The 17,016-nt window shown below is 61.2% G+C and carries 12 protein-coding genes and 1 tRNA gene; all 13 read right to left on the reverse strand.

Annotated features, from left to right (window positions below; genetic code table 11):
- Positions 1-35: 35 nt before the first annotated feature.
- Entirely contained in the window at positions 36-2,162 is a 2,127-nt protein-coding gene (gene fusA, locus QQL64_RS13215; protein WP_284400492.1) for an elongation factor G, read from the reverse strand.
- 30 nt (positions 2,163-2,192) lie between these two features.
- Positions 2,193-2,660 (reverse strand): 30S ribosomal protein S7, encoded by a 468-nt coding sequence (gene rpsG / locus QQL64_RS13220; RefSeq protein ID WP_115479996.1) that lies wholly within the window; start codon positions 2,658-2,660, stop codon positions 2,193-2,195.
- 18 nt (positions 2,661-2,678) lie between these two features.
- Positions 2,679-3,053 carry a 30S ribosomal protein S12 gene (rpsL, locus tag QQL64_RS13225; RefSeq protein ID WP_284400497.1) on the reverse strand — a complete coding sequence of 125 codons (375 nt, stop codon included), beginning with the start codon at positions 3,051-3,053 and terminating at the stop codon, positions 2,679-2,681.
- A gap of 176 nt (positions 3,054-3,229) precedes the next feature.
- Positions 3,230-7,444 carry a DNA-directed RNA polymerase subunit beta' gene (rpoC, locus tag QQL64_RS13230; RefSeq protein ID WP_284400499.1) on the reverse strand — a complete coding sequence of 1,405 codons (4,215 nt, stop codon included), beginning with the start codon at positions 7,442-7,444 and terminating at the stop codon, positions 3,230-3,232.
- A gap of 25 nt (positions 7,445-7,469) precedes the next feature.
- Positions 7,470-11,630: a DNA-directed RNA polymerase subunit beta gene (gene rpoB / locus QQL64_RS13235; protein WP_284400501.1), complete on the reverse strand. Its 4,161-nt coding sequence runs from the start codon at positions 11,628-11,630 to the stop codon at positions 7,470-7,472.
- Between the two features lie 369 nt (positions 11,631-11,999).
- Positions 12,000-12,371 carry a 50S ribosomal protein L7/L12 gene (gene rplL, locus QQL64_RS13240; protein ID WP_284400503.1) on the reverse strand — a complete coding sequence of 124 codons (372 nt, stop codon included), beginning with the start codon at positions 12,369-12,371 and terminating at the stop codon, positions 12,000-12,002.
- A 46-nt stretch (positions 12,372-12,417) separates the two neighbouring features.
- Positions 12,418-12,942 (reverse strand): 50S ribosomal protein L10, encoded by a 525-nt coding sequence (gene rplJ / locus QQL64_RS13245; protein WP_284400504.1) that lies wholly within the window; start codon positions 12,940-12,942, stop codon positions 12,418-12,420.
- Between the two features lie 340 nt (positions 12,943-13,282).
- Positions 13,283-13,993: a 50S ribosomal protein L1 gene (gene rplA / locus QQL64_RS13250; protein WP_284400506.1), complete on the reverse strand. Its 711-nt coding sequence runs from the start codon at positions 13,991-13,993 to the stop codon at positions 13,283-13,285.
- Positions 13,994-13,996: 3 nt separating this feature from the next.
- On the reverse strand, positions 13,997-14,425 hold the full coding sequence (gene rplK / locus QQL64_RS13255; RefSeq protein WP_128899612.1) for a 50S ribosomal protein L11: 429 nt from the start codon (positions 14,423-14,425) through the stop codon (positions 13,997-13,999).
- A gap of 185 nt (positions 14,426-14,610) precedes the next feature.
- Positions 14,611-15,171, reverse strand: a complete 561-nt coding sequence (gene nusG, locus QQL64_RS13260) for a transcription termination/antitermination protein NusG (RefSeq protein WP_284400509.1) — start codon at positions 15,169-15,171, stop codon at positions 14,611-14,613.
- A 10-nt stretch (positions 15,172-15,181) separates the two neighbouring features.
- The gene (secE, locus tag QQL64_RS13265; RefSeq protein ID WP_284402182.1) at positions 15,182-15,574 is read right to left on the reverse strand and encodes a preprotein translocase subunit SecE; all 393 of its coding nucleotides are present in this window, start codon (positions 15,572-15,574) and stop codon (positions 15,182-15,184) included.
- Between the two features lie 76 nt (positions 15,575-15,650).
- A tRNA-Trp gene (locus tag QQL64_RS13270) sits at positions 15,651-15,726 on the reverse strand.
- A 135-nt stretch (positions 15,727-15,861) separates the two neighbouring features.
- On the reverse strand, positions 15,862-17,016 hold a 1,155-nt coding region (tuf, locus tag QQL64_RS13275), incomplete at its 5' end, for an elongation factor Tu (RefSeq protein WP_284400510.1).

Below are 17,016 nucleotides of genomic sequence, written 5' to 3' on the forward strand. Positions count from 1 at the left end.
TGAAAGAACTGTGTTGTTTGGAGAAGAAAACCTTCTCAGGCCTTCTTCATGACCTGTTCGGCGATATTGTTCGGCGCCGGTTCGTAATGATCGAATTCCATCGTGAAGGTGGCGCGACCCTGCGTCTGCGAGCGAAGCGCCGTCGCATAGCCGAACATCTCACCCAGCGGAATCATCGCGTTGATGGTCTTGCCCGACGGCGTGTCATCAGAACCCTGAAGCACGCCACGACGACGGCTCACATCGCCCATGACGTCGCCGAGGTAATCCTCCGGCGTCACGATTTCGACCTTCATGATCGGTTCGAGCAGGATCGGCCGCGATTGCTTCGCGCCTTCCTTGAAGGTTTCGCGGAACGCGCCGTGGGCTGCGATCTTGAACGCCATTTCGGACGAGTCGACGTCGTGATAGGAGCCGAACACCAACTTGGCTTTCACACCAACGACCGGAAAGCCGGCGAGGTGACCACTAGTGATGGATTCGCGCAAACCCTTTTCGACCGACGGAATGTATTCCTTCGGAACCACGCCGCCGGTGATGTCGTTGACGAACAGGAAGTCGTTTTTGACATCCGGATTCTTACGCTCATCGTCGGTCATCGGGGAGAACTCGATCACTACGTGACCGTACTGCCCCTTACCGCCCGACTGCTTGGCGTGCTTGAAATCTGCTTTATAAGAACCTTGAATCGTCTCGCGGTAAGCCACCTGCGGCTTGCCGACGTTGGCCTCGACATTGAACTCGCGACGCATGCGGTCCACCAGGATGTCCAGGTGAAGCTCGCCCATGCCGGAGATAATCGTCTGGCCTGACTCTTCGTCGGTACGCACACGGAACGACGGATCTTCCGCGGCCAGACGGCCGAGAGCGATACCCATCTTTTCCTGGTCCGACTTGGTCTTCGGCTCGACTGCCATCGAGATCACCGGTTCCGGGAACGTCATGCGCTCCAGGGTGATTACGTGATCCTGTGCGCAGAGCGTGTCACCGGTGGTGACATCTTTCAGACCCACCGCCGCAGCGATATCGCCCGCGTGGACTTCCTTAATCTCTTGGCGCTCGTTCGCATGCATCTGCAAGATGCGGCCGATGCGCTCTTTCTTGGACTTTACCGGGTTGTACACGGCGTCGCCGGAATTCAGCGTGCCCGAGTAAACACGGAAGAACGTCAGCGAACCGACGAACGGGTCGGTCATGATCTTGAACGCGAGCGAGGCGAACGGCGCACTGTCGTCTGCGGTGCGGCTCGCTTCCTTCTCGTTCTCGTCGATGCCCTTGACCGGGGGACGATCGGCCGGCGACGGCAGCAACTGAATCACCGCGTCGAGCATGGCCTGCACGCCCTTGTTCTTGAACGCAGTACCGCAGAACACCGGAATCAGCGTGTTGGTCAGGGTACCTGCGCGAAGACCCGAAAGGACCTCTTCCTCGGAGAGGTCGCCCTCTTCCAAGTACTTGTTCATCAGCTCTTCGGACGTCTCGGCCGCCGACTCCACCATGAAGTTGCGCGCCTTATCGGCAGCGTCCTTCAAGTTGGCCGGAATGTCCTGGTATTCGAACTTCATACCCTGGGACTCCATGTCCCAGACAATCGCCTTCATCTTGATGAGGTCGACCACGCCTTCGAAGTTTTCTTCGGCACCGATCGGCACCTGCATCGGCACCGGATGGGCACCCAGGCGCGACTTCAGCTGTTCGACAACCTTGTCGAAGTTGGCGCCGGTGCGATCCATCTTGTTGACGAACGCAAGACGCGGCACGCCGTACTTGTTGGCCTGGCGCCACACCGTTTCGGACTGCGGCTGCACACCGCCGACGGCACAAAGCACAAACACCGCACCGTCGAGCACACGCAAAGAGCGTTCGACTTCGATGGTGAAGTCCACGTGCCCGGGGGTGTCGATGATGTTGAAGCGATGTTCGGGCAGAGAGCGATCCATGCCTTTCCAGAACGCCGTCGTTGCCGCCGACGTAATGGTGATGCCGCGCTCCTGCTCCTGCTCCATCCAGTCCATCGTCGCCGCACCGTCATGCACCTCGCCAATCTTGTGACTGACGCCGGTGTAGAACAGGATGCGCTCCGTGGTGGTGGTCTTTCCGGCATCGATGTGGGCCATGATGCCGAAATTACGGTAGCGCTCGATGGGAGTGGTGCGTGCCACGGTACTAACCTCGAATACGTACGGTACTGCTTACCAGCGATAGTGCGAGAACGCCTTGTTGGCTTCCGCCATACGATGCGTTTCTTCGCGCTTCTTGATGGCGCCGCCACGGTTTTCGGAAGCTTCAAGCAGCTCGGCAGCCAGCTTGCGCGGCATGGACGTCTCGCCGCGCTTGCGCGCTGCTTCGATCGCCCAGCGCATGGCCAACGCCATACGACGGCCCGGACGCACTTCGACCGGCACCTGATAGGTAGCACCACCGACGCGGCGAGACTTCACCTCGACGGCCGGAGCGATGTTGCCCAACGCCTTTTCGACCAGCTGCACCGGCTCGGCATGCTTCTCGCCAAGATGGGTCAGCGCGCCGTAGACGATGCTTTCGGCAACGGATTTCTTGCCGCTCTTCATCACCATGTTGATGAAACGGGCGATGAGCTGGCTGCCGTGCTTGGGATCGGGCAGAACCAGACGGGCGGGATGTGAACCTTTACGCGACATATTTCGTGTCCTTAGCTCTTATTTCTTCGGGCGCTTTGCGCCGTACTTCGAACGAGCCTGGCGGCGCTTGGTAACGCCAGCGCAGTCGAGGCTGCCGCGTACGGTGTGGTAACGCACACCCGGCAGATCCTTTACACGGCCACCGCGAATGAGCACGACCGAGTGCTCCTGCAGGTTGTGGCCTTCGCCACCGATATAGCTGATGACTTCGTAACCGTTGGTGAGGCGCACTTTGGCGACCTTACGCAGGGCCGAGTTCGGCTTTTTCGGGGTGGTGGTATACACGCGCGTGCAGACGCCGCGGCGTTGCGGGCTGCTTTGCAGGGCCGGAGAAGCGCTCTTGTAGCTCTTCGGGCTGCGGGATTTGCGCACCAGCTGATTGACTGTCGTCATGCGAAGCTATTCCTGGGAAACATAAAGGCAGACCGAATAAACCGGTCTGCCGAGAAGCGGGAATTTAACATGGGCGCCTTACCTCAGGCAAGACAACGCCCGCCATCCATGACCCGAACACGAGGCGCATTCCATGCGCCTCATTTCGTATGTCGGTGAGTAAAGCCGTTCGGGGCTTACTCGACACTTGCATCAGTGCCCACCGGTGCTTCCGCAAAAGAAGCCTGGGACGTGGAGCCGGAAAGGGTTTCCAGTTCCGAGGCGGTCAAACCGCCCTGGCGATGACGCTGCGCGTGATACGCCAGACCCGTACCAGCCGGAATCAGACGGCCGACAATAACATTTTCCTTCAGGCCACGCAAGGTATCGCGCGTGCCACGAACCGCCGCTTCGGTAAGAACGCGGGTGGTTTCCTGGAACGAAGCGGCCGAGATGAACGACTCGGTCGCCAACGAGGCCTTGGTGATACCCAGCAGCACGGACTGGTATTCCGCCCGACGCTCGTCGCGAGCTTCTGCACGATCGTTCTCGGCATTGATCCGCACGCGCTCCACCTGCTCACCGCGCAGGTAATGGCTTTCGCCCGGCTCGGTGATCTCCACTTTACGCAGCATCTGACGAATGATCGTTTCGATGTGCTTGTCGTTGATCTTCACGCCCTGCAGACGGTAGACGTCCTGGATTTCCTTGACCAAGTACGCCGCCAGCGGCTCGACACCCAACAGGCGCAGGATGTCGTGCGGATTGGGCTCGCCGTCCACGACGGTTTCACCCTTCTCCACGTGTTCACCTTCGAACACGATGACCTGACGCCACTTCGGAATCAGCTCTTCGTGCTCGTTGCCGTCCACGTCCTTGATGATCAGACGCTGCTTGCCCTTGGTGTCCTTGCCGAAGCTGATGATGCCTGAGCGCTCCGCGAGGATCGCCGGTTCCTTCGGCTTGCGGGCTTCGAACAAGTCGGCCACGCGCGGCAGACCGCCGGTGATGTCGCGGGTCTTCGACGTTTCCTGCGGGATACGGGCAACCACGTCACCCACGCCCACTTCGGCGCCGTTCTGAATCGACACGATCGCACCGGCCGGCAGGAAGTACTGCGCAGCGATGTCGGTGCCCGGCAGCTTGAGCTCGCGGCCCTTGCTGTCTTCCAGACGCACGATCGGACGCAGATCCTTGGCCGCGGTACCGCGACGCTTCGGATCGGTGACCACCGCCGATTCCAGACCGGTGAGTTCGTCGGTCTGGCTCTGCACGGTGACGCCATCGAGGAAGTCGATGAAGCGCACGGTACCGGCCACTTCCGACACGATCGGATGGGTATGTGGATCCCAGTTGGCGACCGTCTGGCCAGCCTTGACCGGTGCACCATCCTTGACGCTGATGGTGGCGCCGTAAGGCACCTTGTAGCGTTCGCGCTCGCGGCCGTTAGCGTCGATCACCGACACTTCGCCCGAACGCGACACTGCCACCAGATGACCTTGGCCGTGCTGCACGGTCTTCAAGTTGTTGAACTTCAGCGTACCGGTGGTCTTCACCGACACGTTGTCGACTGCAGCCGCACGCGACGCCGCACCACCGATGTGGAACGTACGCATGGTCAGCTGGGTACCCGGCTCACCGATCGACTGCGCAGCCACCACGCCCACGGCTTCACCCATGTTCACCAGGTGGCCACGGGCCAGATCGCGGCCGTAGCACAGCGCGCAAACGCCGTGGCTAGCCTGACAGGTGATGGACGAACGCACCGTAATCGACTGCACGCCAGCCTTGTCGAGCTTCTCGACCAGGGCTTCGTCCAGCAGCGTGTTGCGCGTGACGATCGGTTGATCGTCATCGCCCGGTGCGTAGACATCTTCGGCCACCACACGACCGAGCACGCGCTCGCGCAACGGCTCGACCACGTCACCGCCTTCGACGATGGGCTGCATGATCAGGCCTTCCTCGGTACCGCAATCGGTCGAGGTGATGACCACGTCCTGCGCCACGTCGACGAGACGACGCGTAAGGTAACCGGAGTTCGCGGTCTTCAACGCGGTATCCGCCAGGCCCTTACGAGCACCGTGCGTCGAGTTGAAGTACTGCAGCACGTTCAGGCCTTCGCGGAAGTTGGCCTTGATCGGGGTTTCGATAATCGAACCGTCCGGGCGAGCCATCAAACCGCGCATACCGGCCAGCTGACGAATCTGCGCCACCGAACCACGAGCGCCGGAGTCAGCCATGATGTACAGCGAGTTCATCGACTTCTGATTGACCGTCTTGCCCCCGGTATCGGTCACCTTCTCGGTACCGATACCGTCGATCATCGCCTTGGCGACGAGTTCGTTGGTGCGCGACCAGATGTCGACCACCTTGTTGTAGCGCTCGCCCGCGGTCACCAGACCCGACTGGTACTGCTCCTGGATCTCGACCACTTCCTTCTCGGCCTCTTCCAGGATCGGCTTCTTCTCGTTCGGGATGATCATGTCATCGATACCGATCGAGATACCAGCACGCGTGGCGAAGCGGAAGCCGGTGTACATCAGATGGTCAGCGAAGACCACGGTGTCCTTCAGGCCAAGACGACGGTAGCTCTGGTTGATCAGGCGCGAAATGGCCTTCTTCGACAACTCGGTGTTGGCGAGTTCGAAGGGCAGACCTTCCGGCATGATTTCGGCGAGCAGTGCGCGGCCCACGGTGGTATCGACCAGCGAAATGCTGCTGGTGCGCTCACCGCTGTCATGCACGTGCACCTGCTTCAGGCGCACCCTGATCTTGGCGTGCAGCTCGACGGCGCGGTTGTCGTACGCACGACGCACTTCACCGATGCTCGAGAACACCATGCCGGTGCCCTTCGCATTCACCAGCTCACGGGTCATGTAGTACAAGCCCAGCACCACGTCCTGCGTCGGCACGATGATCGGCTCGCCGTTGGCGGGCGACAGGATGTTGTTGGACGACATCATCAACGCGCGCGCTTCCAGCTGCGCTTCGATCGATAGCGGCACGTGCACGGCCATCTGGTCACCGTCGAAGTCGGCGTTGAAGGCCGTACAGACCAGCGGATGCAGCTGGATGGCCTTGCCTTCGATCAGCTTCGGCTCGAACGCCTGGATGCCGAGACGATGCAGCGTCGGTGCGCGATTGAGCAGCACAGGATGTTCGCGGATCACCTCTTCGAGGATGTCCCACACCTGGCCTTCTTCGCGCTCGACCAGCTTCTTGGCGGCCTTGATGGTGGTTGCTTCGCCGCGGGTCTGCAGCTTGGCGAAGATGAAGGGCTTGAACAGCTCCAGCGCCATCTTCTTGGGAAGACCGCACTGATGCAGGCGCAGCGTCGGGCCGACCACGATCACCGAACGACCGGAGTAGTCCACGCGCTTGCCGAGCAGGTTCTGACGGAAGCGACCTTGCTTGCCCTTGATCATGTCGGCGAGCGACTTCAGTGCGCGCTTGTTCGTGCCGGTGATGGCGCGACCGCGACGACCGTTGTCCATCAGCGCATCGACCGATTCCTGCAGCATGCGCTTCTCGTTACGCACGATGATGTCGGGCGCATTGAGTTCGAGCAGACGCTTCAGACGGTTGTTGCGGTTGATGACGCGGCGATACAGATCATTGAGATCGGACGTCGCAAAGCGGCCACCATCGAGCGGCACCAGCGGACGCAGGTCCGGCGGCAGCACGGGCAGCACGGTCATGACCATCCACTCCGGACGGTTGCCGGATTCAAGGAAGGCTTCGATCAGCTTGACGCGCTTGGTAAGGCGCTTGAGCTTGGTTTCGGAGTTGGTGGAAGCGATCTCTTCCTTGAGGCGAATCACTTCGCCCGGCAGGTCGAGCGACTTCAGCAACTCGAACACCGCTTCGGCACCCATGCGGGCGTCGAATTCGTCACCGTGTTCTTCCACGGCTTCCAGGTACTGGTCTTCGCTGAGCAGCTGACCGCGCTCGAGCGCCGTCAAACCTGGGTCGATCACCACGAAGGCTTCGAAGTACAGGATGCGCTCGATGTCGCGCAGCGTCATATCCAGCATCAAGCCGATGCGCGAAGGCAGCGACTTGAGGAACCAGATGTGCGCAACGGGGCTGGCCAGTTCGATGTGGCCCATGCGCTCGCGACGCACCTTGGCCAGCGTGACCTCGGTGCCGCACTTTTCGCAGACCACGCCGCGATGCTTCATGCGCTTGTACTTGCCGCACAGGCACTCGTAGTCCTTCACCGGTCCGAAGATGGCGGCGCAGAACAGGCCGTCACGCTCCGGCTTGAAGGTGCGGTAGTTGATCGTTTCCGGCTTTTTCACTTCGCCGTACGACCACGAACGGATCAGCTCCGGCGACGCCAGTGCGATCTTGATCGAGTCGAATTCCGGCGTGGTGCGCTGCTGATTGAATAGATTGAGCAAATCTTTCATTGCATAAGCTCCTGTAACCCGCGGGTTACTTGATCTCTTCCAGGTCGATGTCGATGCAGAGCGAACGGATTTCCTTCACCAATACGTTGAAGGATTCCGGCATGCCTGCCGCCATCTCGTGGTTGCCGTCGACGATGTTCTTGTACATCTGGTTGCGGCCCTGCACATCGTCGGATTTCACCGTCAACATTTCCTGCAGGGTGTACGCGGCGCCGTAGGCTTCCAGCGCCCAGACTTCCATTTCGCCGAAACGCTGGCCGCCGAACTGCGCCTTGCCGCCCAGCGGCTGCTGGGTAACAAGCGAGTACGGACCCGTCGAACGCGCGTGCATCTTGTCGTCGACCAAGTGGTTGAGTTTCAGGTAATGCATGTAGCCGACAGTGACCGGACGATCGAACGCTTCGCCGGTGCGGCCGTCGTACAGCGTGGTCTGACCCGACTCGGGCAGATCCGCCAGCTTCAGCATCGCCTTGATCTCTTGCTCCTCGGCACCGTCGAACACCGGTGTCGCCATCGGCACGCCTTCCTGGAGGTTGGTCGCCAAGGTGAGGATTTCCTCATCGGTGAGCGACTTCAGGTTGACGTGCTGCACGGCGCCGGCGACGTGGTGGTTGTAAATCTGGTCGAGGAACTCGCGGACCTGCGCCACCTTCGCCTGCGCTTCGAGCATCTTCTGGATCTTCTTGCCCAGGCCCTTGGCGGCCCAGCCCAGATGGACTTCCAGAATCTGGCCGATGTTCATACGCGAAGGCACGCCCAACGGGTTCAGCACGATGTCGATCGGCGTACCGTCGGCGGAGTACGGCATGTCTTCCACCGGTACCACGTTGGACACCACACCCTTGTTACCGTGGCGACCGGCCATCTTGTCGCCCGGCTGGATGCGGCGCTTAACGGCCAGGAACACCTTGACCATCTTGAGCACGCCCGGAGCGAGGTCGTCGCCCTGGGTGATCTTGCCCTGCTTTTCCTTGAAGCGCTTGTCGAACTCCTCACGATGACGCTTGACCTGGTCGGCCGCGCGCTCGAGGAACTCGGTGACTTCCTCATCCTTGACGTTGACCTTGAACCACTCGTCCTTCTTCAGGCCGTCGAGGTATTCGTTGGTGATTTCCGCACCGCGCTTGAGACCGGCCGGGCCGCTGTTGGCGACCTTGCCGAGCAACTGCACGCGCATACGGTTGTAGATCGCACCTTCCAGGATACGGAACTGGTCGTCGAAGTCCTTGCGGATTCGCTTGATTTCCATTTCCTCGATCTGGCGAGCACGCTTGTCCTTCTCGATGCCGTCGCGGGTGAAGACCTGCACGTCGATGACGGTGCCGTCCATGCCCGGCGGCACGCGCAGCGAGCTGTCCTTCACGTCGGACGCTTTCTCGCCGAAGATCGCGCGGAGCAGTTTCTCTTCCGGCGTCAGCTGGCTCTCTCCCTTCGGCGTGACCTTGCCGACCATGATGTCGCCGGCCTTCACTTCTGCGCCGATGTACACGATGCCGGATTCGTCCAGACGCGCCAGCGCCTGTTCGCCCACGTTCGGGATGTCGGCAGTGATTTCTTCCGCGCCCAACTTGGTGTCACGCGCAATGCACGACAGCTCCTCGATGTGAATCGAGGTGTAGCGGTCTTCCTGCACGACGCGCTCGGAGAGCAGGATCGAGTCTTCGAAGTTGTAGCCGTTCCACGGCATGAAGGCGATCAGCATGTTCTGGCCGAGCGCGAGCTCGCCCAAGTCGGTCGACGAACCGTCGGCCAGCGTATCGCCCTTCGCCACGATGTCACCGACGTTCACCAGCGGACGCTGGTTGAGGTTGGTGTTCTGGTTGGAACGGGTGTACTTGGTCAGCGTGTAGATATCGACGCCGGCATCGTTGTCGCCAACTTCTTCTTCGTTCACGCGCACCACGATACGGCCGGCATCGACCTGGTCGATCACACCGCCGCGCTTGGCGGTGGTGATGACGCCCGAGTCACGCGCCACGGCGCGCTCGATACCGGTACCGACCAGCGGGGTCTGGGAACGCAGCGTCGGCACGGCCTGGCGCTGCATGTTCGCGCCCATCAGTGCGCGGTTCGCGTCGTCGTGCTCAAGGAACGGAACCAGCGCCGCCGCGACCGACACCGTCTGCATGGGCGAGACGTCCATGTAGTTGATCTCGGACGACGGACGCAGTTCGGATTCACCGCGGAAACGGCAGGAGACGAAATCTTCGACGAAGCCGCCATCCTTGCTGAGCGGCGAGTTCGCCTGCGCGATCACGTGGTCACCCTCTTCGATCGCCGACAGGTAATCCACCTGGTTGGTGACCTTGCCGTTCACGACCTTGCGGTACGGCGTCTCAAGGAAGCCATACTGGTTGGTGCGCGCGTACACGGCGAGCGAGTTGATCAGGCCGATGTTCGGACCTTCCGGCGTTTCGATGGTGCAGACGCGGCCGTAATGAGTCGGATGCACGTCGCGCACTTCGAAGCCTGCACGCTCGCGCGTCAGGCCGCCTGGGCCCAGTGCCGAGACGCGGCGCTTGTGCGTCACTTCCGACAGCGGGTTGTTCTGGTCCATGAACTGCGAAAGCTGCGAGGAGCCAAAGAACTCCTTCACCGCCGCCGCTACCGGCTTGGCGTTGATCAGGTCTTGCGGCGTCAGGCCATCGGCCTCGGCGAGCGACAGGCGCTCGCGCACGGCGCGCTCCACGCGCACCAAACCGATGCGGAACGTGTTTTCCGCCATTTCACCGACCGAACGCACGCGACGGTTGCCGAGATGGTCGATGTCATCCACCGTGCCGTGACCGTTCTTGATGTCGATCAGCACTTTCAGCACATCGAGAATGTCGGAGGTCTGGCCCTGTGCAGCGACCAATGCCTGCGACTCTTCTTCCTTGCGCTCGCCGAAGTACTTGTAGTCGTACAACACGCCTGGGCCGAGGATTTCTTTGCGGCCAACGCGACGATTGAACTTCATGCGGCCTACGCCCGACAGGTCGTAGCGGTCGAAGGTGAAGAACAGATTGAAGAACAGATTCTGCGCGGCTTCCTTGGTCGGCGGCTCGCCCGGACGCATCATCCGGTAGATTTCCACCAGGGCTTCGAGCTGCGTCTTGGTGTTGTCGATGCGCAGCGTGTGCGAGATGTACGCGCCCCGATCGAGATCGTTGACGTACAGCGTCGGCAGCGTTTCGATGCCGGCCTTGCGGAAGTTTTCCAGCTGTTCGGCAGTGATTTCGTCATTCGCCGACGCCAGCAATTCGCCGGTCTTGCTGTCGACGACGTCGGTCGCCAGGATGCGGCCGACGGGATAGTCGTCCGGCACTTCCAGCGCAGTAATGTTCTCGGCCGCAAGCTGGCGCACGTGGCGCGCAGTAATACGCTTGCCGGCTTCCACCAGCACATTGCCGCCAACAGTCAGGTCGAACGTCAGCGTTTCACCGCGCAGGCGCTCGGCGACGAGTTCGAGCGTGGTGCCGCCCTTCTTGCCCAGGTGGAACACGTTGTGTTCGAAGAAAATCCCCAGGATTTCTTCGTTGCTGTAGCCAAGCGCGCGCAACAGCACCGTCACCGGCAGCTTGCGGCGACGGTCGATACGGGTGAATAACGCATCCTTCGGGTCGAACTCGAAGTCGAGCCACGAACCGCGATAAGGAATCACGCGCGCCGAGAACAGCAGCTTGCCCGAGCTGTGCGTCTTGCCGCGGTCGTGATCGAAGAACACGCCCGGCGAACGATGCAGCTGCGAGACGATTACGCGCTCGGTGCCGTTGATGATGAAGGTGCCGGTGTCGGTCATGAGCGGGATTTCGCCCATGTAGACTTCCTGCTCCTTGACGTACTTCACGGCCTTCTTCGAGGCCGGACTGTCCTTGTCATAGATGACCAGACGCACGGTCACGCGCAGCGGCGCACCGTAAGTCATGCCGCGATTGCGGCACTCGCGCTCGTCGAACGGCGGCTCGCCGAGGCGGTAGTCCACGTATTCAAGGGCAGCGTTGCCCGAGTAGCTCACAATCGGAAATACCGACTTGAGGGCCGCATGCAGGCCCTTTTCCTCGCGCTGTTTGGGGGCGACATACTCCTGGAGGAATTCACGGTAGGAGTCGGTCTGGATGGTCAGCAGGTTCGGCACGCCCAGTACGGGCGGACGCTTGCCGAAATCCTTGCGGATGCGCTTCTTCTCGGTAAACGAGTAGGTCATGGTCGGTGACGCCTCGGTTCGCAGTGGCGCCGGTGGTGCACACACCGGCTAAATGAAAAAAGCTTGGATTCAGAGAATCGAGAATAGACAGTCACTCTTAGGACTACCTATCCTCCATGCCCCGGATCCAGAGCTCCGCGCTGGATGTCTAAATAAAGGCTCCTGCCTTTTTTAGACTCGCCAAATCCAAGGACCTGGCTCCGATGAGCCAAGCACCAAAGGCGCTTGGTTCACAACGGGCCATCCATGGCCCGCAATACGCTTCGTAGCTACATGTCGTATGAAGCAGTGAAGCGGGCAAAGCCCGGGGACTTACGTCCCCAGGCTTGCTTGACGCTAGATCAAACTGAAGGCGCGCAAGAGCGCCAATTACTTCAGTTCGACCTTGGCGCCGGCAGCTTCGAGGTCCTTCTTGAACTTCTCGGCGTCTTCCTTCGAAGCCTGTTCCTTCACGACGCCACCGGCCTCGGTGAGGTCCTTGGCTTCCTTCAGGCCCAGGCCGGTGATCGCGCGGACAGCCTTGATCACGTCGACCTTCTTCTCGCCGGCGTTGATCAGGATGACGTCGAACTCGGTCTGCGCTTCAGCAACCGGGCCAGCAGCGGCCGGGCCAGCAGCCACGGTGACCGGGGCGGCGGCGGACACGCCAAACTTTTCTTCGATGGCCTTCACCAGGTCCATCACTTCCATGAGCGACTTCGCGGCAACGGCTTCAACGATCTGTTCGTTGGTAAGGGACATTTTGATTTACCTCTGGAAATGGATTCGATTTAGATAGAAGTCGAACTTAGGCTTCGGCCGGCGCTTCGGCGGCGACTTCGCCACCGCCCTGCTTGTCGGCCACGGCCTTGACGGCGCGCGCGAACATCGCAGCGGGTTCGGCCAGCACACGAGCCAGCATGGCGAGAGCCTGTTCGCGGGTCGGCAGCGAGGCCAGCACGTCGACGTGCGCGGCCGGGAACAGCTTGCCTTCCACCGAGACGACCTTCGCCTTCAGCTTGTCGTTGCCCTTGGCAAACTCCTTGATCAGACGACCGGCAGCGCCGGGCTCTTCTGTCGAGAATGCGTACAGCAGCGGACCGGTCAGGGCGTCTTTGACGACCTCGAACTCGGTACCGACCACGGCGCGCGAAGCGAGCGTGTTCTTGACAACTTTCAAGTACACGCCGGATTCGCGGGCTTTCTTGCGCATCGCGGTCATTTGTTCGACCGTGGTGCCCGCATACTCGGCAGCGACCAAGGAGTGAGCCTTCGAGGCAATTCCTGCCAGTTCGGCGACTACTTCTTGCTTCTGAGAGAGATTCAGAGCCATTTTTCACTCCTCTTATGAACTCCGCTTACGGCTCCTGCCGCTTGCGGTCCTGAGCGACGCCATCCGTGACGTCGGGGACGCGAAGATCCCGGGTGGTGGCCATTTCCAGAAAGAACGATTCCAGAAGGGGCAGCACCATCTGCGCAGGCCAGGTTCACGAGAAACCCGATTAAGCGATCTCGCTTGCAACGACGGCGGTTCCTTGCCACTACGAGCTCCCTGCTCGTCGTCGTTGCGCGCTGTTCGCGCCTGCGGTCTTTGACGGCGGCTCCGGCTTTTAACCGGGGCTACCCTCAAAAACTGCCTGCACGGGATTAACTCCGCGCAGGACTTGAACTTCTTACTTGGCCGAGGTCGCAGCCAGGGTCGAGGTATCGACCGGCACGCCCACGCCCATCGTGCTGGACAGCGCGACCTTCTGCAGGTACTGGCCCTTGGCCGTGGACGGCTTGGCGCGCAGCAGATCGGCGATCAGCGCGTTCAGGTTGTCCGCCAGCTGAGCCGCTTCGAAGTTGGCCTTGCCGATCGTGGCGTGCACGATGCCGGCCTTGTCGTTGCGGAACTTCACCTGGCCAGCCTTGGCATTCTTCACAGCCGTGGCGACGTCGGCGGTGACCGAGCCGTCCTTCGGGTTCGGCATCAGGCCGCGGGGACCCAGCAGCTGACCGAGTTTACCGACCACGCGCATGGCGTCCGGCGTAGCGATCACGCGACCGAAGTCGAGCTCGCCAGCCTGCATGCGCTCGGCCAGGTCGTCCATACCGACGGCGTCAGCACCGGCGGCCTTGGCGGCCTCGGCCTTCTCACCGGCCGGCACGAACACGGCGACCTTTACGGTCTTGCCGGTGCCGTGCGGCAGCAGCGAGGAGCCACGCACACCCTGATCGGATTTCTTCGCATCGATGCCCAGGCGCACCGCCACGTCCACCGACTCGGCGAACTTGGCCTTGGCGTTGTCCTTGACGATCTTGAGGGCTTCTTCCAGGCCGTAGATCTTGCCCGGCTGGACTGCGGCCTGAGCCGACTTCATACGCTTCGTGAGCTTTGCCATGTCTTAACCCTCCACCACCAAGCCCATGCTGCGCGCGCTACCGGCAATGGTGCGCACTGCAGCGTCCAGATCAGCCGCCGTGAGATCCGGCTCTTTCTGCTTCGCAACGTCTTCCAGCTGCTTGCGGGTGATCTTGCCGACCTTATCGGTGTTCGGCTTGGACGAGCCCTTGGCGACGCCGGTGACCTTCTTGATCAGCACGGTGGCGGGCGGGGTCTTGGTAATAAAGGTGAAGCTACGGTCCGAATAGGCGGTGATGATGACCGGGATAGGCATACCCGGCTCCATCTTCTGCGTGGCGGCATTGAACGCCTTGCAGAATTCCATGATATTCAGGCCACGCTGACCGAGGGCCGGGCCCACGGGCGGCGACGGGTTGGCCTGACCGGCCTTGACCTGCAGCTTGATGTAACCGACAACTTTCTTTGCCATTTGGAGTTTCCTCGCGAGTTCAAGCGCCTTGCGGCTCCTCGCTATGCACATTCCCTGGTGGGAGGGGACCCCGCGATCCTGCGGATTCCAGAAATACGGACACGCCGAGTCGAAAGACTCCGGCGTGAACCGCGTAGTTTAGAGATGAAAGGGGCTTTAAGCAAGCCCTGTGCCGAAGGGGCGATTTAGGCCTTTTCGACCTGACCGAACTCCAGCTCTACCGGGGTGGAGCGGCCGAAGATCAGCACCGCCACGCGCAGGCGGCTCTTCTCGTAATTGACTTCCTCGACCACGCCGTTGAAGTCGTTGAACGGACCATCGGTGACGCGGACCATCTCGCCCGGCTCGAACAGCACCTTGGGCTTGGGCTTTTCCACGCCCTCGCGGACGCGACTGAGGATGGTTTCGGCTTCGCTGTCGCGAATCGGCAGGGGCTTGTCGGCCGTGCCGCCGATGAAACCCATGACCTTCGGGGTTTCCTTGACCAGATGCCAGCATTCGTCATCGATACGGGGAGCCTTGCCCTCGGTATCGGTTTCGATCTGCACCAGGACGTAGCCGGGGAAAAACTTGCGCTCGCTGCGTCGCTTCTGGCCGCTGCGCATTTCGACCACTTCTTCGGTGGGCACCAGCACTTCACCGAACTTTTCTTCCATGCCGGCGCGAGCAATACGCTCCACCAGCGAACGCTTCACCTGATTCTCAAACCCGGAATAGGCATGTACGACGTACCAACGCTTGCTCATTGCGCGCTCCTCACGAACCTAGCTTGAGCAGCCAGTCAAGTACGACCGACTTCAGGATAAGGTCAATCAGACCCAACAGCAGGGAGAGCACGATGACCACGAGAATAATGATGCCCGTGGTCTTGATGGTCTCGTCCCGCGTAGGCCAGACGACCTTGCGCATTTCGAATTGCGATTCGGCGAGGAAATGGCGCGCGCGGCGACCCGGCGCCGTAAACGCGGCGATCGCCAATGCAACAATCACCGCTGCCAGGATGGTGATGAGGCGTATCGGTGATGCAGCGCCGATATTGCCGAGCCAGGTGTATCCGACGATGCCGGCCGCCAGCACCAACACGGCCAACACCAGCTTGCCGATATCGGCGCCGCTCGTGCCCTTGGACTGTTCAGCCTTGGTATTCATGCGCGTCATGCGGATGCTTCGGACGACCCGCCTTGCGGCCGATCACGACACACCCGCCATCATTTCCTCAAAAAGATGGCACGCCAGGAGGGACTCGAACCCCCAACCTGCGGTTTTGGAGACCGCTGCTCTGCCAATTGAGCTACTGGCGTACGTTCAATAACTAAAAAGTAGTGAAGCCGCTCGCTTTGCTTGCTGTAAAGCTGCCTTGGAGGCTGCAAGGGTAGAGCAATCGTCCACCCTTGCGCTTTACAGCCCGCACCGCGGGCGACTTCCTAGTTTACTGCTTACTTGACGATCTTGGCGACGACGCCGGCGCCGACCGTGCGGCCACCTTCGCGGATCGCGAAACGCAGACCTTCGGTCATCGCGATCGGCGCGATCAGGCTCACCACCATCTTCACGTTGTCGCCCGGCATCACCATCTCCACGCCGTCCGGCAACTGGCAAGCGCCCGTCACGTCGGTCGTGCGGAAGTAGAACTGCGGACGATAGCCCTTGAAGAACGGCGTGTGACGGCCACCCTCTTCCTTCGACAGCACGTACACTTCGGCTTCGAAGTCGGTGTGCGGCGTGATCGAACCGGGCTTGGCCAACACCTGGCCGCGCTCCACGTCTTCACGCTTGGTGCCGCGCAGCAGCAGACCCACGTTGTCGCCGGCCTGACCCTGATCGAGCAGCTTGCGGAACATTTCCACGCCGGTCACGGTGGTCTTCACGGTCGGGCGGATACCGACGATCTCGATTTCCTCGCCCACCTTGATCACGCCCGTTTCCACACGACCGGTCACCACGGTGCCGCGGCCGGAGATGGAGAACACGTCTTCCACCGGCATCAGGAACGGCTTGTCCAGCACGCGCACCGGCTCCGGGATGTAGCTGTCCAGCGCTTCGACCAGCTTGATGATGGCCGGCACGCCGATTTCGGACTGGTCGCCTTCCAGCGCCTTCAGGGCCGAACCCTTGATGATCGGGGTGTCGTCACCGGGGAAGTCGTACTTGGTCAGCAGCTCGCGCACTTCCATTTCCACCAGCTCGAGCAGCTCGGCGTCGTCCACCATGTCGGCCTTGTTCAGGAACACGATGATGTACGGCACGCCCACCTGACGGCTGAGCAGGATGTGTTCGCGCGTCTGCGGCATCGGACCGTCCGCGGCCGAGCACACCAGGATCGCGCCGTCCATCTGCGCCGCACCCGTGATCATGTTCTTCACGTAGTCGGCGTGGCCCGGGCAGTCCACGTGCGCGTAGTGGCGGTTCGGCGATTCGTATTCCACGTGCGCCGTCGAGATCGTGATGCCGCGCGCCTTCTCTTCCGGCGCCGCGTCGATCTGGTCATACGCCTTGAATTCGCCACCAAACCGCTCGGCGCCGATCTTCGTCAGCGCCGCCGTCAGCGTCGTCTTGCCGTGGTCCACGTGACCGATCGTGCCCACGTTCAC

It is taken from the genome of Dyella lipolytica, from assembly GCF_030160075.1.
In the GTDB taxonomy this organism is placed as follows: Bacteria; Pseudomonadota; Gammaproteobacteria; order Xanthomonadales; family Rhodanobacteraceae; genus Dyella_B; species Dyella_B lipolytica.